Origin of the sequence: Pseudarthrobacter sp. S3, from assembly GCF_050156905.1 — a bacterium.
Lineage (GTDB): Bacteria > Actinomycetota > Actinomycetes > Actinomycetales > Micrococcaceae > Arthrobacter.
On sequence record NZ_CP189583.1, the window covers coordinates 3,128,388 to 3,146,803 of the forward strand.

Annotated in this window: 28 protein-coding genes; 3 read left to right on the forward strand and 25 right to left on the reverse strand. The window is 60.9% G+C overall.

Going from position 1 to position 18,416, the window contains the following annotated elements; genetic code table 11:
* Nucleotides 1-37 precede the first annotated feature (37 nt).
* From ACQCSV_RS14945 to ACQCSV_RS14970, 6 genes are all read right to left on the reverse strand, one after another.
* Nucleotides 38-1,048, reverse strand: a complete 1,011-nt coding sequence (locus ACQCSV_RS14945) for a DNA-directed RNA polymerase subunit alpha (RefSeq protein ID WP_056344331.1) — start codon at nt 1,046-1,048, stop codon at nt 38-40.
* 132 nt (nt 1,049-1,180) lie between these two features.
* A complete protein-coding gene (gene rpsK / locus ACQCSV_RS14950) occupies nt 1,181-1,582 on the reverse strand; it encodes a 30S ribosomal protein S11 (protein ID WP_018769149.1) in 402 nt (133 codons plus the stop codon).
* A gap of 99 nt (nt 1,583-1,681) precedes the next feature.
* Complete coding sequence (gene rpsM, locus ACQCSV_RS14955; protein ID WP_066293239.1) at nt 1,682-2,056, reverse strand: 30S ribosomal protein S13; 375 nt, start codon at nt 2,054-2,056, stop codon at nt 1,682-1,684.
* A 176-nt stretch (nt 2,057-2,232) separates the two neighbouring features.
* Entirely contained in the window at nt 2,233-2,346 is a 114-nt protein-coding gene (gene rpmJ, locus ACQCSV_RS14960; protein ID WP_009358722.1) for a 50S ribosomal protein L36, read from the reverse strand.
* Nucleotides 2,347-2,415: 69 nt separating this feature from the next.
* On the reverse strand, nt 2,416-2,637 hold the full coding sequence (gene infA, locus ACQCSV_RS14965) for a translation initiation factor IF-1 (protein ID WP_009358723.1): 222 nt from the start codon (nt 2,635-2,637) through the stop codon (nt 2,416-2,418).
* 168 nt (nt 2,638-2,805) lie between these two features.
* A complete protein-coding gene (locus tag ACQCSV_RS14970; protein WP_354153322.1) occupies nt 2,806-3,768 on the reverse strand; it encodes a P1 family peptidase in 963 nt (320 codons plus the stop codon).
* Between the two features lie 222 nt (nt 3,769-3,990).
* On the opposite strand from ACQCSV_RS14970, the gene ACQCSV_RS14975 reads away from it, so the two are divergent.
* The 3 genes from ACQCSV_RS14975 to ACQCSV_RS14985 all read left to right on the forward strand — a co-directional run bounded on the left by ACQCSV_RS14975 (nt 3,991) and on the right by ACQCSV_RS14985 (nt 7,284).
* A complete protein-coding gene (locus ACQCSV_RS14975) occupies nt 3,991-4,950 on the forward strand; it encodes a sugar ABC transporter permease (protein ID WP_354153321.1) in 960 nt (319 codons plus the stop codon).
* Complete coding sequence (locus ACQCSV_RS14980; protein ID WP_354153320.1) at nt 4,947-5,867, forward strand: carbohydrate ABC transporter permease; 921 nt, start codon at nt 4,947-4,949, stop codon at nt 5,865-5,867. Before ACQCSV_RS14975 ends, ACQCSV_RS14980 begins: the two co-directional genes overlap by 4 nt.
* Nucleotides 5,868-5,937: 70 nt before the next feature.
* Complete coding sequence (locus ACQCSV_RS14985; RefSeq protein WP_354153319.1) at nt 5,938-7,284, forward strand: ABC transporter substrate-binding protein; 1,347 nt, start codon at nt 5,938-5,940, stop codon at nt 7,282-7,284.
* 102 nt (nt 7,285-7,386) lie between these two features.
* Here the strand turns inward: ACQCSV_RS14985 and map are convergent, their stop codons facing one another.
* The 19 genes from map to rplB form a co-directional block, all read right to left on the reverse strand.
* Nucleotides 7,387-8,214, reverse strand: a complete 828-nt coding sequence (map, locus tag ACQCSV_RS14990; protein WP_426938709.1) for a type I methionyl aminopeptidase — start codon at nt 8,212-8,214, stop codon at nt 7,387-7,389.
* Nucleotides 8,215-8,285: 71 nt separating this feature from the next.
* The gene (locus tag ACQCSV_RS14995) at nt 8,286-8,855 is read right to left on the reverse strand and encodes an adenylate kinase (RefSeq protein WP_185263815.1); all 570 of its coding nucleotides are present in this window, start codon (nt 8,853-8,855) and stop codon (nt 8,286-8,288) included.
* A gap of 5 nt (nt 8,856-8,860) precedes the next feature.
* Complete coding sequence (gene secY, locus ACQCSV_RS15000) at nt 8,861-10,171, reverse strand: preprotein translocase subunit SecY (protein ID WP_354153317.1); 1,311 nt, start codon at nt 10,169-10,171, stop codon at nt 8,861-8,863.
* Between the two features lie 220 nt (nt 10,172-10,391).
* Nucleotides 10,392-10,874: a 50S ribosomal protein L15 gene (gene rplO / locus ACQCSV_RS15005; RefSeq protein WP_354153316.1), complete on the reverse strand. Its 483-nt coding sequence runs from the start codon at nt 10,872-10,874 to the stop codon at nt 10,392-10,394.
* A complete protein-coding gene (gene rpmD / locus ACQCSV_RS15010) occupies nt 10,875-11,081 on the reverse strand; it encodes a 50S ribosomal protein L30 (protein ID WP_056344352.1) in 207 nt (68 codons plus the stop codon).
* A 3-nt stretch (nt 11,082-11,084) separates the two neighbouring features.
* Complete coding sequence (gene rpsE, locus ACQCSV_RS15015; RefSeq protein ID WP_056344356.1) at nt 11,085-11,825, reverse strand: 30S ribosomal protein S5; 741 nt, start codon at nt 11,823-11,825, stop codon at nt 11,085-11,087.
* Nucleotides 11,822-12,205 carry a 50S ribosomal protein L18 gene (gene rplR / locus ACQCSV_RS15020; protein ID WP_056344358.1) on the reverse strand — a complete coding sequence of 128 codons (384 nt, stop codon included), beginning with the start codon at nt 12,203-12,205 and terminating at the stop codon, nt 11,822-11,824. The genes rpsE and rplR overlap by 4 nt, the downstream gene beginning before the upstream one ends.
* A gap of 2 nt (nt 12,206-12,207) precedes the next feature.
* On the reverse strand, nt 12,208-12,744 hold the full coding sequence (gene rplF / locus ACQCSV_RS15025; protein WP_056344361.1) for a 50S ribosomal protein L6: 537 nt from the start codon (nt 12,742-12,744) through the stop codon (nt 12,208-12,210).
* Between the two features lie 18 nt (nt 12,745-12,762).
* Entirely contained in the window at nt 12,763-13,161 is a 399-nt protein-coding gene (gene rpsH, locus ACQCSV_RS15030; protein ID WP_056344363.1) for a 30S ribosomal protein S8, read from the reverse strand.
* A 78-nt stretch (nt 13,162-13,239) separates the two neighbouring features.
* A complete protein-coding gene (rplE, locus tag ACQCSV_RS15035) occupies nt 13,240-13,821 on the reverse strand; it encodes a 50S ribosomal protein L5 (RefSeq protein ID WP_185261220.1) in 582 nt (193 codons plus the stop codon).
* Nucleotides 13,821-14,180, reverse strand: coding sequence for a 50S ribosomal protein L24 (gene rplX / locus ACQCSV_RS15040; RefSeq protein WP_185261221.1), 360 nt, complete (start codon nt 14,178-14,180; stop codon nt 13,821-13,823). Before rplX ends, rplE begins: the two co-directional genes overlap by 1 nt.
* A 3-nt stretch (nt 14,181-14,183) precedes the next feature.
* Nucleotides 14,184-14,552 carry a 50S ribosomal protein L14 gene (gene rplN / locus ACQCSV_RS15045; RefSeq protein ID WP_024366126.1) on the reverse strand — a complete coding sequence of 123 codons (369 nt, stop codon included), beginning with the start codon at nt 14,550-14,552 and terminating at the stop codon, nt 14,184-14,186.
* Between the two features lie 417 nt (nt 14,553-14,969).
* Nucleotides 14,970-15,278 (reverse strand): 30S ribosomal protein S17, encoded by a 309-nt coding sequence (rpsQ, locus tag ACQCSV_RS15050; protein ID WP_056344371.1) that lies wholly within the window; start codon nt 15,276-15,278, stop codon nt 14,970-14,972.
* Nucleotides 15,275-15,604 carry a 50S ribosomal protein L29 gene (gene rpmC, locus ACQCSV_RS15055; protein ID WP_282329479.1) on the reverse strand — a complete coding sequence of 110 codons (330 nt, stop codon included), beginning with the start codon at nt 15,602-15,604 and terminating at the stop codon, nt 15,275-15,277. The genes rpsQ and rpmC overlap by 4 nt, the downstream gene beginning before the upstream one ends.
* A gap of 2 nt (nt 15,605-15,606) precedes the next feature.
* A complete protein-coding gene (rplP, locus tag ACQCSV_RS15060) occupies nt 15,607-16,023 on the reverse strand; it encodes a 50S ribosomal protein L16 (RefSeq protein ID WP_056344375.1) in 417 nt (138 codons plus the stop codon).
* Nucleotides 16,024-16,866 (reverse strand): 30S ribosomal protein S3, encoded by an 843-nt coding sequence (rpsC, locus tag ACQCSV_RS15065; RefSeq protein WP_056344378.1) that lies wholly within the window; start codon nt 16,864-16,866, stop codon nt 16,024-16,026.
* A complete protein-coding gene (rplV, locus tag ACQCSV_RS15070) occupies nt 16,867-17,232 on the reverse strand; it encodes a 50S ribosomal protein L22 (RefSeq protein ID WP_056344381.1) in 366 nt (121 codons plus the stop codon).
* Nucleotides 17,233-17,270: 38 nt separating this feature from the next.
* Nucleotides 17,271-17,552: a 30S ribosomal protein S19 gene (gene rpsS / locus ACQCSV_RS15075; RefSeq protein ID WP_011775591.1), complete on the reverse strand. Its 282-nt coding sequence runs from the start codon at nt 17,550-17,552 to the stop codon at nt 17,271-17,273.
* A gap of 12 nt (nt 17,553-17,564) precedes the next feature.
* Entirely contained in the window at nt 17,565-18,404 is an 840-nt protein-coding gene (rplB, locus tag ACQCSV_RS15080; protein WP_185261225.1) for a 50S ribosomal protein L2, read from the reverse strand.
* Nucleotides 18,405-18,416: the final 12 nt, after the last annotated feature.

An 18,416-nucleotide genomic window follows, 5' to 3' on the forward strand; every position in this document is an offset into this window, starting at 1 on the left:
CCGTGGTGCATCCAGCCAGCCGGCCAAGATCTGTTTGTTAGAGTTCGTCGTCGCCGAAGGCGGCGTCGTCCTCTTCAATTGCTGCGGCGCGTGCTGCGAGGTCAAAACCGGGAGGCGAGTCCTTGAGGGACAGGCCCAGTTCAACCAGCTTTGCCTTGACCTCGTCAATGGACTTCGCACCGAAGTTACGGATGTCCATGAGGTCAGCCTCGGAGCGTGCAACGAGTTCACCCACGGTGTGGATGCCCTCACGCTTGAGGCAGTTGTAGGAACGGACGGTGAGGTCCAGATCCTCGATCGGCAGTGCCATGTCTGCTGCCAGGGCAGCATCCGTCGGCGACGGGCCAATCTCGATACCTTCAGCTGCGGTGTTCAGCTCGCGGGCCAGACCGAAGAGTTCCACCAGCGTGGTACCTGCGGAAGCAACAGCATCGCGCGGGGCGATGGCCTGCTTGGTCTCGACGTCGACAATGAGCTTGTCGAAGTCGGTGCGCTGCTCAACACGGGTTGCTTCCACGCGGAAAGTAACCTTCAGGACCGGCGAGTAGATCGAGTCGACCGGGATACGGCCGATCTCGGAGTCGCCGGACTTGTTCTGAGCTGCCGAAACGTAGCCGCGGCCGCGCTCGATGGTCAGTTCGAGTTCGAACTTGCCCTTCGAGTTCAGCGTGGCAATGTGCAGATCCGGGTTGTGGAATTCGACGCCGGCCGGCGGAGCGATGTCCGCGGCGGTGACGACTCCGGGGCCCTGCTTGCGCAGGTAAGCCACAACCGGCTCGTCGTGCTCGGAGGAAACCGAGAGGCTCTTGATGTTCAGGATGATCTCAGTGACATCTTCCTTGACACCCGGAACCGTGGTGAACTCGTGCAGCACGCCATCGATCCGGATGCTGGTTACAGCGGCACCGGGGATGGAGGAGAGCAGGGTACGGCGGAGGGAGTTTCCTAGGGTGTAGCCGAAGCCCGGTTCCAGCGGTTCAATGATGAAACGCGAGCGGTTATCGGAGACGACCTCTTCGGAGAGGGTGGGGCGCTGTGCAATGAGCACTTAGGTTTCCTTTCGGCGAGCATCCGCTATATGACGCAACACAGGTGGTGGAAATTTGGTCTGAAGACTTAACGCGGCTGGGCTTGCCCGGACCATTGACGGTCCGGGCAAGCTCAAGCTGCTGGAAAAGCCTTAGACGCGGCGGCGCTTCGGCGGACGGCAGCCGTTGTGCGCTGCGGGGGTGACGTCCTGGATGGAGCCAACCTCCAGGCCAGCGGCCTGCAGCGAGCGGATTGCGGTCTCGCGGCCTGAACCCGGTCCCTTGACGAAAACGTCAACCTTGCGCATGCCGTGCTCCTGCGCACGCTTGGCAGCAGCTTCGGCAGCCATCTGGGCTGCGAACGGGGTGGACTTGCGTGAGCCCTTGAAGCCAACCTCACCTGAGGAAGCCCAAGAGATAACAGCGCCGTTCGGGTCCGTGATGGACACGATGGTGTTGTTAAAAGTGCTCTTGATGTGCGCCTGGCCCAGCGCGATATTCTTTTTGTCCTTCTTACGCGGCTTGCGAACCGCGCCACGAGTCTTCGGGGGCATTTTTTCTCCTACAGAAAGTTATTGGGGGAAAGATCCGCTATTCCCTCATTCGCCGGGTTACCTAAAATCGCGCCAGCGATTTTAGGGGGCAAATGGGACTTAACGAGCCTTCTTCTTGCCTGCAACGGTGCGCTTCGGACCCTTACGGGTACGTGCGTTCGTCTTCGTACGCTGTCCGCGCACTGGCAGGCCCTTACGGTGGCGAATACCTTCGTAGCTGCCGATTTCAACCTTGCGGCGGATATCAGCTGCTACTTCGCGGCGAAGGTCACCCTCAACCTTGTAGTTGCCTTCAATGTAGTCACGAAGTTCTACCAACTGGGTATCGGTGAGGTCCTTAACGCGGACGTCAGCGCTGATGCCAGTGGCAGCCAGGGTTTCGTGTGCACGGGTCTTGCCCACGCCGTAGATGTAAGTAAGCGCAATTTCCAACCGCTTTTCGCGGGGAATGTCTACGCCAGCGAGACGAGCCATAGTGGCAGTGCTCCTTGAATAAACCGGAGGTCGTAGGCAGTACACCCGCACGTTCTGTGCGGCCCCAGCCTCCGACCGGGGGTTAGCTGTCCGGGCTCATACGTCCCAGTTCAGCTTGTGCTGCCTTTTATTTACTTGCGTGGGTTAGCAACCCAGGATTTCCCTCGGGAGGGAAATTAGCCCTGGCGCTGCTTGTGGCGCGGGTTCTCGCAGATCACCATGACCCGGCCATTACGGCGGATCACTTTGCACTTTTCGCAGATCTGCTTGACGCTCGGCTTGACCTTCATGGCGTTCCTTTGCGTGTGGCAGTTGGTCAACTGGTGCAACCTTCAGCTCACGCTGAGGCCGCCCAGAATTTACTTGTAGCGGTAGACGATACGACCCCGAGTGAGGTCATAAGGGCTCAGTTCCACCACTACCCGGTCCTCTGGGAGAATCCTGATGTAGTGCTGGCGCATCTTGCCTGAGATGTGCGCGAGTACGATGTGCTTGTTGGTCAGCTCAACGCGAAACATCGCGTTAGGCAGCGCCTCAGTCACAACGCCTTCGATCTCAATGACCCCGTCCTTCTTGGCCATACCCTCCGCTAACTGTTGTTGCCGCAGCCCTGCCGGATTGCACCGGACATGACCACGAACGTTTTTGTTGGATCGGTGACCGCCTCCGGCCCCAAACAGGGCACAGCTGGGCAGACAACCAACAAACAACGTTACTACATCTGTACTCAGTTACCAAAAAATGCCGAGTTACACAATCCCGTCCAGGATCGCCAAGCGTACGACGTCGGCTGCCGCGCTCTGCAGGGAAATGAGACTCACCTGCCGGGCAGTTTCAGTGCTGCGGTCCAGCGCCACCTCGCCAGTGGCGAGGCAGAACACAGTATCCCCGTCGGCCAGCGTGTGCGAAGGGTTCAGCGCCCGAGCCAAGCCCGCATGCGCGGCGGAAGCAGTCCGCTTGCATTCGGCGGGGTCCAAGACAGCATTAGTCGCAACAACCACCAATGTCGTATTCAACGCTGTCGGCGCGTCTAAGGTGGGCCCACGCGAGCCGGGTTCCCTGGCCGAGCTTGCGAGGTTAGGGGGCTCGTGGGGAGGAACGACCGAGCGCGCGGAGGGTTGCGGCTCCTGCCGCCCGTCCGACACCGGAAAGCCAAGGGCGTTGACCACGGCCAGCGCCCCCACAACCACGCCGTTCTCGAGCGTGACCGATGCGGTACCCACTCCGCCCTTGAACTGTCCCCGGCCAATAAGAGCTCCGGTGCCGGCGCCCACACTGCCGCGTCCGACGTCGTGCCCGTCCTTTTCGGCAGCGGCCGCAACAGTTGCTGCGTAGCCCATGTCCGGCGTCGGGCGCGCAGAGAAGTCGCCGCCCCTGCCCAAGTCGAAGATGGCGGCGGCGGGGACGATCGGCACCACTCCCCCGGGGACGGCGAAGCCCCGGCCGTTCTCTTCGCACCAGCTCTGCGCACCGTGGGCGGAGACGAGCCCGTAGGCACTGCCGCCGGTGAGGACCACAGCGTCCACGGTGGACACCAGCGTGGTGGGGTCCAGCGCGTCAGTCTCATGCGTACCCGGGCCCCCGCCGCGGACGTCCACGGAACCGACTGTCCCCGGCGGCGGCAGAACCACGCTTACGCCCGTCAGCCAGCCGTCGCCGGTCTTCTGCTGGTGTCCTACCCGAATCCCCGGAACGTCAGTTATGGCTCCCATGGGCTCCATTGTGCTCCATCGCAGAACGGCGCTCCGGCGCCTCAAACAAACATTGTGCAATACTGCTGGAAACACGGCGTTAATGGGCGATGAAGCCTCCAACAACAATCCTCTGGCGAGGGCTTATGCGGGATTCTGCTCACCGTCCGTGTGGTGAAGTATGGCTAGATCCCCTGCCCGCAAGGCCCGCCTAGTGCGGGCCCCGATCCGTTGGAGACCCTCATGACTCGTCAACTCGCCTCCACACTTTCCACAGAGCCGCCGGGCCCTCCTGGCCCGCCAATGCGGCGACGCCCGAGGCACTGGTCCGGTCGGGCCCGGCGGGACTTCTTCGTGTTCCTGGCGCTGGCACTCCCAAACCTCGTACTCATTGCCGTGTTTACCTACCGCCCGCTCATCAGCAATATCTACTACTCGACCCTTGACTGGACCCTGGGTTCGGCATCGGCAACGGTGGTGGGACTGGACAACTACGTCACCTTCTTCAGCAGCAACGACGCTACCAAAGTGCTCGGCACCACGGCAGTGTTCACCCTGGTGACAGTGGGCGGTTCCATGATCCTAGGCCTGCTCATAGCTCTGGCGCTGAACTCCAAGGTCCGCGGCACAACGTTCGCTAGGTCGGCTGTTTTCGCCCCGTACGTGTTGTCCGGCGTGGGGGTGGGCCTGGTCTGGCTGTTCATTTTCGATCCCGGCTACGGTGTGCTGGCCTGGATCCTCCGCGGTCTGGGACAGCAGAGCCCGCAGTGGATCAATGACCCGCAGCTTTCCCTGGTGATGGTCATCCTCGTCTACATCTGGAAAAACCTCGGATACTGCGCCGTGGTGTACCTTGCCGGCCTGCAGTCACTGCCCCAGGACGTTATGGAAGCCGCCTCGCTCGATGGGGCGAACGGATTCAGGCGCTTCGTCAGTATGTCGATCCCGCTGCTGTCACCCACCACCTTTTTCCTGCTCATCACCAGCATGCTGAGCTCCCTTCAGGCCTTCGACCTGATCCGGATAATGACGCCGCTCGGGACTGGCACCAGCACCCTGATCTACGAGGCCTACCTGCAGGCATTCGGGGCCTTCAACAGGGCCGGATACTCCGCCTCGATTTCCGTGGTCCTGTTTGCCATCCTGCTGGTTGTCACCCTGCTCCAACTCCGCTTCGTGGAACGAAAGGTGCACTACTCATGAGTTCCCTGTCGCCGGTCAACCCCGACCCGAGCGCTCCCCCGCTGGTCCATCCTGAAGCATTCGTGCCCCGGGAGCGTCCGTTCTCGGCCCGGAACCTGCTCCAGACAATTCTCGGCGGGTACATTCCGCTCGTTGTTGCCACGATGGTGGTTTTCCTGCCCCTGCTGTGGATGATCCTGAGTTCCCTCAAACAGCCTGGTGAAATCATCACCACGGACCTGCAGATTCTTCCGAACAGCGTCAACGTGGAGAACTACAACATCGCCATGACCACCGTGCCGTTCGCCCAGTTCTTCATCAACAGCACGATCGTGACCGTGGTTGGCGCCACCGTCAAGGTGTTACTGGCCATCCTGACCGCTTATGCGCTGGTGTTTGTCCGCTTCCCGTTCAAAAACGCCATCTTCATACTGATTCTTGTGGCCCTGATGGTGCCGCCGCAGGTATCCATCCTGCCCAACTACATTCTGATTGCCGGCATGGGCGGCAAAAATACTCTCTGGGGCATCATCCTCCCAGGACTGGGAACCGCATTCGGAACGTTCCTCCTTCGGCAACACTTCCTGACCCTGCCAGCGTCGATCCTGGAATCCGCCGAGATTGACGGCGCAGGTCACTGGCGCCGCCTGTGGCAGATCGTGGTCCCTGTCTCAGTTCCTTCCATTGCCACAGTGGCGCTGGTGACGGTTGTCAGTGAATGGAACGAATACATCTGGCCGCTCATCATCACGGACCGTCCGGAAACCATGACCCTGCCGGTCGGCCTGACGCTGCTGCAGAACTCCGAAAGCAACGCCTCCGGCTGGGGCATCCTCATGGCCGGCGCTGTGCTGGTCATCGTACCCATCCTGGTGATCTTTGCAGCACTGCAGCGCTACATCGTTGCCGGCCTCACCCAAGGCAGCGTTACCGGCTGACCCGCGTCCGCCGTCGTTCTTCCACCAGAAGCAGCAATTCCCTTTAAGGCAACAACCGAAAGGAACCATCATGACCACGAATCTTGACCGACGGCACTTCCTGGGCCTGGCCGGCGTCACCGCCAGTGCGGCCGCGCTTTCCGCCTGCGGGGGCCCTGACACGGGCGGCACCCCGGCAGCAAGTAAAGCGGCGGACATTGATTTCAGCGGCGTCAAGCCGGCCGCGAAGATCGATTTCTGGTCCAACCACCCGGGCAAGTCCCAGGACGTCGAGAAATCCATCATCGAAAAATTCCACGCGAAGTACCCGGACATCAAAGTAAACCTGGTCACGGCCGGTGCGAACTACGAGGAAATCGCGCAGAAGTTCCAGACCTCGCAGGCCGCCAAATCGGGGCTGCCCGCTGTTGTGGTCCTGTCCGATGTCTGGTGGTTCCGCTACTTCACGAACGGCAGCATCATTCCGGTCGACGGGCTGATCAAGGAGCTGGACATCAAAGTCGACGATTTCCGACAATCCCTCGTTGACGATTACAAGTACGACGGCAGGCAGTGGGCGCTCCCCTACGGGCGCTCTACGCCGCTGTTCTACTACAACAAGGACCACTTTGCGGCCGCAGGCCTGCCGGACCGGGCGCCCGCAACGTGGCAGGAATTTGGCGAGTGGGCCCCGAAGTTGAAAGCGGCCTCGGGTGCACAGTATGCCTACATCTACCCCGCCCTGGCCGGCTACGCAGGCTGGACCCTGCAGAACAACCTTTGGGGCTGGGGCGGCGGCTGGTCAACGGACTGGGAGATCACCTGTGATTCGACCGAATCGGTGGAAGCATTGCAGTGGGCCCAGGACTCCATCTATAAGCACGCCTGGGCGGGGGTCTCGTCCAAGGAAGCCGCCGACGATTTCTCGGCCGGTCTGACCTCCTCCACCATCTCCTCGACTGGTTCCCTGCTCGGGGTGCTGAAGTCTGCCACCTTCAACGTTGGCGTAGGTTTCCTTCCCGGCGGCCCCAAAGCGAAAACCGGAGTTTGCCCCACAGGCGGCGCCGGCCTGGGCATCCCGAGCGGTATCAGCAAGGAGGAACAGCTCGCCGCGGGAACGTTCCTGAAGTTCATGACCGAGCCTGAAAACACGGCAGCATTCTCCGCCGCTACCGGATACATGCCGACCCGCACCTCCGCCGACATGACAGCAGTGCTGGCCAGAACTCCCCAGATCAAGACCGCCATGGACCAACTTGCCGTAACCAAGGTGCAGGACCGCGCCCGCGTGTTCCTCCCAGGCGCCGACCAGGAGATGGCCAAGGCTGCCGCCAAGATCCTTACCCAGGAAGGCGACGTAAAGGCCACCATGACCGAGCTGAAGGCCACACTCGAGGGAATCTACAACAAGGACGTTAAGCCGAAGCTCAAGGCCTGACGATGCACTAAGTGCCCTGCGATACGCAAAATCCCTGCCGCTACCGGTATTCAGGTAGCGGCAGGGATTTTGCGCGTCGACGGCAAAGCTGCGTCGAAGGACCTACGGGATCGGAACAGGCACGACGCCGAGCGGCACCAGGTGCTCCGCTCCGCCGTCGGGGGCTGAGAGTACCCAGATCCCCTTTTCATGGACCGCAACCGAGTGCTCCCATTGGCACGAGCGCTTGCCGTCGGTGGTCACCACGGTCCAGTCGTCCTCCAGCACGGCGGTGTCAATGCTGCCGCGGACCAGCATGGGCTCGATGGCGAGGCACAGTCCGGGCTTGATCTTGGGACCGCGGTGGCTGGTGCGGTAGTTCAGGACATCAGGGGCCATGTGCATTTCGGAGCCAATGCCGTGGCCCACATAGTCCTCCAGGATGCCCAGCGGCTTGCCCGGCACGGACGCGACGTAGTCGTCGATGGCTGCGCCGATGTCGCCCACGTGGCTGCCCGTGGCCAGCGCGGCGATGCCGCGCCACATCGCGGCCTGGGTGACATCGGAAAGCCGCTGGTCCTCGGGGTCAACATTGCCCACAATGACGGTCCGTGCAGAGTCGGAGTGCCAGCCGTCAACAATCGCGCCGCCGTCGATCGAGATGATGTCGCCGTCGTTGAGGACCTTGCCGCCGGGGATGCCGTGGACCACTTCCTCGTTCACGGAGGTGCAGATGGTGGCGGGGAAGCCGTGGTATCCAAGGAAGTTCGACTTGGCTCCAGCCTTGTTCACCACCGCGGCGAAAACATCGTCCAGCTGCTTGGTGGTGACGCCGGGAGCGGCGGCCGCCACAGCGGCGTCGAGCGCGCGGCTCAGCACCAGCCCGGCGTCGTGCATGAGGCGCATCTGGGCGTTGGTCTTGTATTCGATACGGGGCTGGCCGAAGGCCATGGTGTGTCCTCTCAATAGCTGAGGCTCCTCCCGGATGCCGGGAGGAGCCTCGAAAAGCTGGTGTGCCAGGCTTAGGCGGCCTGGGCTGCCTTGATAGCCTGCATCACGCGGTCGGTGACCTCGTCGATGCCGCCGATCCCGTCAACCTGGGTCAAGATGCCGCGCTCGGCATACTTGGCCACAACGGCTTCGGTCTGCTCGTGGTACAGGTCCAAGCGGTGGCGGATGACGGCTTCGTTGTCGTCGCTCCGGCCGGTTTCCTTGGCACGGCCCAGCAGGCGAGCGACGAGTTCCTCGTCATCGGCTGTGAGTTGCAGGACGACGTCGAGCTTTTCTTCGCTGTTCGCGAGGATACCGTCCAGGTAGTCCACCTGCGCCGTGGTGCGCGGGTAGCCGTCCAGGAGGAAGCCGTTTTCCACGTCCGGCTCGCTGAGGCGGTCGCGCACCATCTTGTTGGTGACGCTGTCCGGAACGAAATCCCCGGCGTCCATGTACTTCTTGGCTTCGATGCCAAGAGGAGTCTCGCCCTTCACATTGGCGCGGAAGATATCACCGGTGGAAATCGCCACGACGCCGAGGCGCTCGGAAATGCGTTCCGCTTGCGTTCCTTTTCCGGAACCGGGGGGTCCAATAATCAACATTTTCGTCATCGCAAAAGCCCTTCGTAGTGACGTTGCTGTAGCTGTGCATCTATTTGCTTGACGGTTTCAAGGCCAACGCCCACCATGATCAGGATCGAGGTGCCACCGAACGGGAAGTTCTGGTTCGCGTTGATCAGTACCAATGCCACCAGCGGAATCAGCGCCACGAAGCCCAAGTACATGGCGCCGGGCAGCGTGATCCGGGAGAGCACGTACTGCAGGTAATCCGCGGTCGGTTTTCCGGCACGGATACCCGGGATGAAACCGCCGTACTTCTTCATGTTGTCGGAGACCTCTTCAGGGTTGAAGGTGATCGCGACGTAGAAGTAGGTGAAGAACACGATCATGGCGAAGTACAGCGCCATATAGATCGGGTGGTCGCCTCGGGTCAGGTTGTTGTTGATCCACTCAACCCACGGCGCGAGAGCTTCGCCCGCTTTGGGCCGATTGAACTGTGAGATCAGTCCCGGCAGGTAGAGCATGGACGATGCGAAGATCACGGGGATCACGCCTGCCATGTTCACCTTGATGGGGATGTAGGTGCTGGTGCCGCCGACGGTCCGGCGTCCGATCATCCGCTTGGCGTACTGCACCGGGATTCGGCGCTGGGACTGCTCCACGAACACCACCAGGGCAACCGTCACAAGGCCGATGATCAGGACCAGGAAGAAGGTTCCCGGACCCTGCGAGCTCCAGATGGCACCGAGCGAGGTGGGGAACTGTGCCGAGATCGAGGTGAAGATGAGCAGCGACATGCCGTTACCCACACCCTTTTCGGTAACGAGTTCGCCCATCCACATGATGAGCCCGGTACCGGCGGTCAGCGTGATGATCAGCAGGATGGTGGTGATGATGCTGTTGTCAGGAATGATCGGCAGGGCACAGCCAGGGAGCAGCTGGCCCGAACGTGCCAGCGATACCAGCGTCGTGGCGTTCAGCAGGCCCAGGGCAATGGTGAGGTACCGCGTGTACTGGGTGAGTTTGGACTGCCCGGAGGCGCCCTCCTCGTACAGCTCCTGGAACCGGGGAATGACCACCCGAAGTAACTGCACAATGATGCTGGCCGTGATGTACGGCATGATGCCCAGCGCGAAGATGGACACCTGAAGCAAGGCACCGCCGCTGAACAGGTTGACGAGCTGATAAAGCCCGCCAGCGCTCTGACCGTTCTGCAAGCATTGCTGGACATTCTGGTAGTTCACACCAGGCGAGGGGATGAAGGCACCCAAGCGGAAGATTGTGATGATTGCCAGCGTGAACAACAACTTGCGTCGCAGGTCAGGCGTGCGAAAGGCCCGGCCAAATGCGCTAAGCAAGCGTCCTCCTGTGTTGTTTATAAGCGTGGTGTGATGGGGGACAATAATCCCAACAACCGAGTCTAACGGGTGGATCGGCCATGCGAACAATCCGCGAACCCGCGATTGCGGCGAACGGGCGGAAATAGTCGGCCGGCGGATGTGAAAAAAACTCCCGGCGTGCAGGGCCCTGAGGGCCTTGCACACCGGGAGTTCACAACGGGCGTTCGCCCACCGTCTACTAGAGCGCGGTGGTGCTTCCGCCTGCTGCTGCAATCTTTTCCGCGGCGCTGGCCGAGAATGCGTGGACGGTGACGTCAACCTTGACGGTGATGTCGCCGGTGCCAAGCACCTTGACGGGCTGGTTCTTGCGAACGGCACCCTTTTCGACCAGGTTCTCCACGGTGACTGCGCCACCTTCCGGGAACAGCTCGTTGAGCTTGTCCAGGTTTACAACCTGGAACTCAACCCGGAACGGGTTCTTGAAGCCGCGCAGCTTCGGCAGGCGCATGTGCAGCGGCAACTGGCCGCCGGCAAAGCCAGCCTTGATCTGGTAGCGGGCCTTCGTACCCTTGGTACCGCGACCAGCGGTCTTACCCTTGGAACCTTCACCACGACCAACTCGGGTCTTGGCGGTCTTGGCACCCGGGGCGGGACGCAGGTGGTGAACCTTCAGCGTGTTCTGCTTCTCAGCAGTCTCCGCGGCGATCTTTTTCTCTACCATTTACTTCGCCTCCTCTACCTTTACCAGGTGCGGAACCGTGTTGAGCATTCCAACCGTCACGGCGTCGGCGGTGCGGACAACGGTGTGTCCGATCCGCTTCAGGCCGAGGGACCGAAGGGTGTCGCGCTGGTTCTGCTTGCCGCCAATGGCGGACTTGATCTGAGTGATCTCCAACTGAAGGTCGGAGGGAATCAGGTTCTTAGCCATGGCTTAGACACCCGCCTTCTGGTTCAGGATTGCCTTCACCATTGCCGGCGGAGCAACCTCGTCCAGCGGCAGGCCGCGGCGTGCTGCCACTGCTGCCGGCTCTTCGAGCTGCTTCAGCGCAGCAACAGTCGCGTGAACGATGTTGATGGCGTTGGAGGAACCCAGCGACTTGGAGAGGATGTCGTGGATGCCCACGCACTCCAAGATGGCGCGGACCGGACCACCGGCAATAACACCGGTACCGGCGGAAGCCGGACGCAGCATTACGACGCCGGCAGCGGCCTCACCCTGAACGCGGTGCGGGATGGTGTTCCCAATGCGGGGAACGCGGAAGAAGGACTTCTTGGCTTCTTCTACGCCCTTCGCGATTGCGGCGGGAACTTCCTTAGCCTTGCCGTAGCCCACGCCGACCATGCCGTTACCGTCACCAACGACGACCAGAGCGGTGAAGCTGAAGCGACGACCACCCTTGACCACCTTGGAAACGCGGTTGATGGTGACAACGCGTTCAATGAACTGGCTCTTCTCGGCTTCGCGGCCGCCGTCGCGGCCACCACGGCCACCACGGCCGCCGTCGCGACCGCCCTGAGCACGGTCGCCACGCTCGCCGCCACGACGAGCGCCACCACGGCGGTCATCGGCAGCAGCTGCGGGCGCAGTGGTCTCAGTGGCCGGAGCAGCTACGGCTTCAGTAGCCTTCTGATCTGCAGACACAGTGTCCTTTTCCTTGTTTGCTTCCGTCACAGTGACAGCCCACCTTCACGTGCACCGTCAGCGACGGCGGCGATCCGGCCGTGGTACTTGTTACCACCGCGGTCGAAGACAACAGCTTCGATACCGGCAGCCTTGGCACGAGCGGCAACGAGCTCGCCAACGCGCTTGGCCTTGGCGGTCTTGTCGCCTTCGAATGCACGAAGGTCGGCTTCCAGTGTGGAGGCGCTTGCTACGGTCAGGCCCTTGGTGTCATCGACAACCTGGACGAATACGTGGCGTGCGGAGCGGTTGACGACCAGACGAGGACGTACAGCCGTGCCGGAGATGCGCTTGCGGATACGAAGCTGGCGGCGGCTGCGCGAAGCAGACTTGCTCTTGTTCGTTCGCTTCTTGTTAATTGAGATGGCCATGGTTACTTACCAGCCTTTCCGACCTTGCGGCGGATGACTTCGCCTGCGTAGCGGATGCCCTTGCCCTTGTAGGGGTCCGGCTTCCGCAGCTTGCGAATGTTGGCAGCAACCTCGCCGACCTGCTGCTTGTTGATACCTGAAACAGAGAGCTTGGTCGGGGTCTCAACTGCAAAGGTGATGCCGTCCGGTGCGGTGACATTTACCGGGTGGCTGTAGCCGAGAGCGAACTCAAGGTCAGATCCCTTGGCCTGTACGCGGTAACCAGTACCAACGATTTCAAGCTTCTTCTCGTAGCCCTTGGTAACGCCCTCGATCATGTTGGAGATCAGGGTGCGGGTCAGGCCGTGGAGTGAACGGGAGGCGCGCTCGTCGTTCGGGCGGGCGACAGTCAGGGTCTCTGCTTCCAGGGAAACCTCGATCGGGCTGGCCACAGTGTGGTTCAGCTCGCCTTTGGCACCCTTGACGCTGACGACAGAGCCGTCAACCTTGACCTCAACGCCGGCAGGAACGGTGATGGGGAGACGTCCAATACGTGACATTATTCTCTTCCTTTCCCGTTACCAGACGTAGGCGAGGACTTCGCCGCCCACGCCCTTCTTGCCGGCTTGCTTATCAGTCAAGAGGCCGGAAGAGGTGGACAGGATTGCGACACCCAGGCCACCGAGCACGTGCGGGAGGTTGGTGGACTTTGCGTAAACACGCAGGCCCGGCTTGGAAATACGGCGAACGCCAGCGATTGAACGCTCGCGGTTCGGTCCGAACTTAAGGTCCAGGGTCAGCTTCTTGCCAACCTCTGCGTCTTCTTCTTTCCAGGAGGCGATGTAACCTTCAGCCTTCAGGATGTCCGCAACGCGTGCCTTGAGCTTGCTGTACGGCATGGACACGGAATCGTGGTACGCCGAGTTTGCATTGCGCAGACGCGTAAGCATGTCTGCGACCGGATCAGTCATTGTCATTTGGGCTCTTGCCCTTCCTCATAACGGTTTCCTCGCTGCCGCATTAAGCTTCAGCGAAGGACCTGTTACGTAGTTAGATTAGTCTTCGGCCTTGAACGGGAAACCGAGTGCCTTAAGCAGCGCGCGGCCTTCGTCGTTGGTCTTGGCGGTGGTTACAACCGTGATGTCCATGCCGCGTACGCGGTCGATGGAATCCTGGTCGATTTCGTGGAACATAACCTGCTCGGTCAGACCGAAGGTGTAGTTGCCGTTGCCGTCGAACTGCTTGCCACTGAGGCCGCGGAAGTCGCGGATACGGGGCAGAGCCAGCGTGACCAGACGATCCAGGAATTCCCACATGCGGTCTCCACGCAGAGTTGCGTGTGCGCCGATGGGCATGCCTTCGCGCAGCTTAAACTGAGCGATCGACTTGCGGGCCTTGGTTACCTGCGGCTTCTGGCCGGTGATCAGGGTCAGATCGCGGACAGCGCCGTCGATCAGCTTGGAGTCCTTAGCAGCATCTCCAACACCCATGTTCACAACGACCTTCACCAGGCGGGGAACCTGGTTCACGTTGCTGTACTTGAATTCCTCAACGAGCGTGCTCTTGATGGAATCGGCGTACTTGGTCTTCAGACGAGGAACGATCTTCGCTGCCGGAGTCTCGAGAGTCTCAGTCATTAGATGTCCTTCCCGGAGCTCTTGGCCACGCGGACACGCACTTCGCGCTTCACGCCATCGCGCTCAACGGTCTCGGTGCGGAAACCGACGCGGGTGGGCTTCTTGGTGGACGGGTCAACCAGAGCCACGTTGGAGATGTGGATCGAAGCTTCTACGACCTCGATGCCACCGGTCTTGGTGCCGCGCTGCGACTGACCGGCCTTGGTGTGCTTGGTTACGCGGTTAATGCCCTCAACCAACAAGCGGTTGGTCTCGGGGAATACGCGCAGAACCTTGCCCTGCTTACCCTTGTCGCCGCCGCGCTCAGCCTTGGCGCCAGTGATGACCTGAACGAGGTCACCCTTTTTGATCTTAGCCATGGACTAGAGCACCTCCGGAGCCAGAGAAACGATCTTCATGAACTTCTTGTCACGAAGTTCACGACCAACCGGTCCGAAGATACGGGTACCGCGGGGGTCACCGTCAGCCTTCAGGATCACAGCTGCGTTCTCGTCAAACTTGATGTAGGAACCATCCGCACGGCGGCGTTCCTTCTTGGTACGGACGATGACTGCCTTAACAACATCGCCCTTCTTTACGTTGCCGCCCGGAATTGCATCCTTGACGGTAGCGACGATGACGTCGCCAATGCCTGCGTAGCGACGGCCAGATCCACCGAGAACGCGAATGGTAAGGATTTCCTTAGCACCCGTGTTGTCGGCGACCTTGAGTCGCGACTCCTGCTGAATCACTATTTACTCCTTGCGTCGCGCCGGTTCTCAGACCGAAAATCTTCCTACGGAATGAGCCTTGCGGAACGGTTGATCGGGGTGTCTCTTGACCTGCCTGGATTTTGCCAGACCAGGCCTAAACTCCCGTGCCAAAAACATTTGCTTCCCAGGCGGATCCGGACAGGTCCGAGGCGCTAGGGGGCACTATGCCGTGGCACGATTGTTTACGAGGTTGATGACGGCGCACAGAGGGCGCCATACAAACTCAATATCCTAGCACAGTTGGGGCCATCTCCCATATCACACGGCGGCATCCAGAGCACAACTATCGGACACCGGTAAGCCCAGCCAGCCCACCCGCCGCAAAACGCAGGAAACCCCCGCTCCCAAGAGGGAACGGGGGTTTCCGGTGCAGTACCTGCAGGCAGGCTGCGGGTGTTACTTAGCCTTTTCGAGGATCTCGACCAGACGCCACCGCTTAGTAGCGGACAGCGGGCGGGTCTCGGCGAGGAGAACGAGGTCGCCGATGCCGGCGCTGTTCTCTTCGTCGTGAGCCTTGATTTTCGTGTTGCGCCGGATGACTTTGCCGTACAAAGCGTGCTTTACGCGGTCTTCTACCTGGACAACGATGGTCTTTTCCATCTTGTCCGAGACTACGTAGCCACGCTTCGTCTTACGGTCACCGCGTTCGCCAGCCGTAGCTGCTGCGGAAACAGTTTCCGTCACGTTCTCGTCCTTTTCACTCACTTGGCATCCTCCTCGGCCTCAACCGTTTCAGCCGTTTCGGCCTTCTTGGCTGCAGCCTTCTTGGACTTCTTCTCTTCCTTGGCTTCCACAACCGGTGCGGCAACCTCGGCACGAATGCCCAGCTCGCGCTCACGGAGAACGGTGTAGATGCGTGCGATGTCCTTCTTTACCGCGCGCAGACGACCGTGGTTCTCCAGCTGACCGGTGGCGGACTGGAAACGCAGGTTGAACAGCTCTTCCTTAGCCTTACGGAGTTCTTCAACGAGGCGCTCGTTGTCGAACGTGTCCAGCTGTGCGGATGCAAGTTCCTTGGATCCTACTGACATTTCTATTCACCACCTTCGCGACGCAAAATGCGTGCCTTCAACGGGAGCTTGTGGATTGCCAGGCGCAGGGCCTCGCGAGCTACCGATTCCTCGACACCGGAGATCTCAAAGAGAACCCGGCCCGGCTTGACGTTTGAGACCCACCATTCCGGCGAACCCTTACCGGAACCCATGCGGGTTTCGGCAGGCTTCTTGGTGATCGGACGGTCAGGATAGATGTTGATCCAGACCTTGCCGCCACGCTTGATGTGGCGGGTCATCGCGATACGGGCAGACTCGATCTGACGGTTGGTGACGTATGCCGGGCTCAGAGCCTGGATACCCCACTCACCGAAGGAGACCTTGGTGCCGCCCGTAGCAGCGCCGGAACGACCCGGGTGGTGCTGCTTACGGTGCTTGACTCGACGTGGGATAAGCATTTAAGCCTGTCCTCCTTCTACTGCAGCAGGTGCAGCCTCAACTGCCGGAGCCTCGGCAGCCGGAGCTGCCTCCGCTGCCGGACGGTCGGTACGACGACGGCGGTCACCACGGTCAGCGCCGCCGGCGCCACCCGGGCGGCCCGGACGGTCGCTGGGGCCGCGGCCACGGGACGGAGCAGCAGCTGCCTGCTGAGCCAATTCCTTGGCGGTGACGTCACCCTTGTAGATCCAGACCTTCACGCCGATGCGGCCGAAGGTGGTCTTGGCCTCGTAGAAGCCGTAGTCGATGTTCGCACGGAGGGTGTGCAGGGGCACACGGCCTTCGCGGTAGAACTCCGAGCGGGACATTTCTGCGCCACCCAGTCGACCGGAGCAAGCGATACGGATGCCCTTGGCACCTGCACGCTGGGCGGACTGCATTGCCTTCTTCATCGCACGGCGGAAAGCCACACGGGAAGTCAGCTGTTCAGCAACGCCCTGGGCAACAAGCTGTGCTTCCATCTCGGGGTTCTTGACCTCGAGGATGTTCAGCTGGACCTGCTTGCCCGTCAGCTTCTCAAGCTCGCCGCGGATGCGGTCTGCTTCAGCGCCGCGGCGGCCGATAACGATACCGGGACGTGCCGTGTGGATATCCACGCGGACACGGTCACGGGTGCGCTCGATCTCAACCTTGGCGATACCGGCGCGCTCCATGCCAACTGACATGAGCTGGCGGATACGGATGTCTTCGCGAACGAAGTCCTTGTACCGCTGTCCGGGCTTGGTGCTGTCAGCGAACCAGTGCGATACGTGATCGGTGGTGATGCCGAGTCGGAACCCGTGCGGGTTAACTTTCTGTCCCACTTAGCGAGCCTCCTCTTTCTCAGGTGTAGCCACTACCACAGTGATGTGGCTGGTGCGCTTCTTGATCTGAAATGCACGACCCTGAGCACGCGGCTGGAACCGCTTCATGGTCGGGCCTTCATCAACGAACATTTCGCTGATGATGAGGTCGCTTTCGTCAAACGAAACACCGTCGCGGTCCGCGAGGGACCGGGCGTTTGCGATTGCCGACTGTACTACCTTGAATACCGGCTCCGAAGCTGCCTGGGGGGCAAACTTCAGAATTGCCAGAGCCTCATTCGCTTGCTTACCACGAACAAGGTTGACGACGCGCCGGGCCTTCATAGGCGTTACGCGGATGTGACGCGCAATTGCCTTGGCTTCCATTGCTTTCCTTCTCTCGTCTTTGACGTAAGTGCAGGCGCCTAGCGGCGCTTGCCCTTACGGTCGTCCTTGACATGGCCGCGGAATGTCCGCGTGGGAGCGAATTCGCCGAGCTTGTGCCCGACCATCGACTCGGTGACAAACACCGGAATGTGCTTGCGTCCGTCGTGTACGGCGATCGTGTGCCCGAGCATGTCGGGGATGATCATCGAACGGCGGGACCAGGTCTTGATGACGTTCTTGGTGCCCTTATCGTTTTCCCTGGCTACCTTTACAAAGAGGTGCTGGTCAACGAAAGGACCTTTTTTCAGGCTGCGTGGCATGTGTCCAGGCTCCTATCGCTTGTTCTTGCCAGTACGACGGCGACGAACAATAAGCTTGTCGCTCTCTTTGTTGGGACGCCGGGTGCGGCCTTCCCGCTTACCGTTCGGGTTGACGGGGTGACGTCCACCGGACGTCTTACCCTCGCCACCACCGTGCGGGTGGTCAACCGGGTTCATCGCGACACCACGGACGGTCGGGCGAACGCCCTTCCACCGCATGCGGCCGGCCTTACCCCAGTTGATGTTCGACTGCTCGGCGTTGCCGACCTCGCCGACGGTTGCGCGGCAGCGCACGTCAACGTTGCGGATTTCGCCGGAAGGCAGACGCAGCTGGGCGAAGCGGCCTTCCTTGGCAACAAGCTGGATCGATGCGCCGGCGGAGCGGCCCATCTTGGCGCCGCCACCCGGACGCAGTTCAACTGCGTGGATTACGGTACCAACCGGGATGTTGAGCAGCGGCAGGTTGTTACCGGGCTTGATGTCAGCACCGGAACCTGCCTCAACAACATCACCCTGGGAAAGCTTGTTCGGGGCGATGATGTAACGCTTGGTGCCATCAATGTAGTGCAGGAGGGCGATGCGAGCCGTGCGGTTCGGATCGTACTCAATTTCGGCAACGCGGGCGTTGACGCCGTCTTTGTCGTGGCGACGGAAGTCGATCAGACGGTACTGGCGCTTGTGGCCACCACCCTTGTGACGGGTCGTGATCTTACCGGAGTTGTTACGGCCGCCCTTTTTGGGCAGCGGACGTACCAACGACTTTTCCGGCGTCGACCGCGTGATTTCGGTGAAGTCCGCTACGCTCGAGCCACGACGGCCCGGGGTAGTCGGCTTGTACTTACGGATTCCCATAGTTTATTTCCT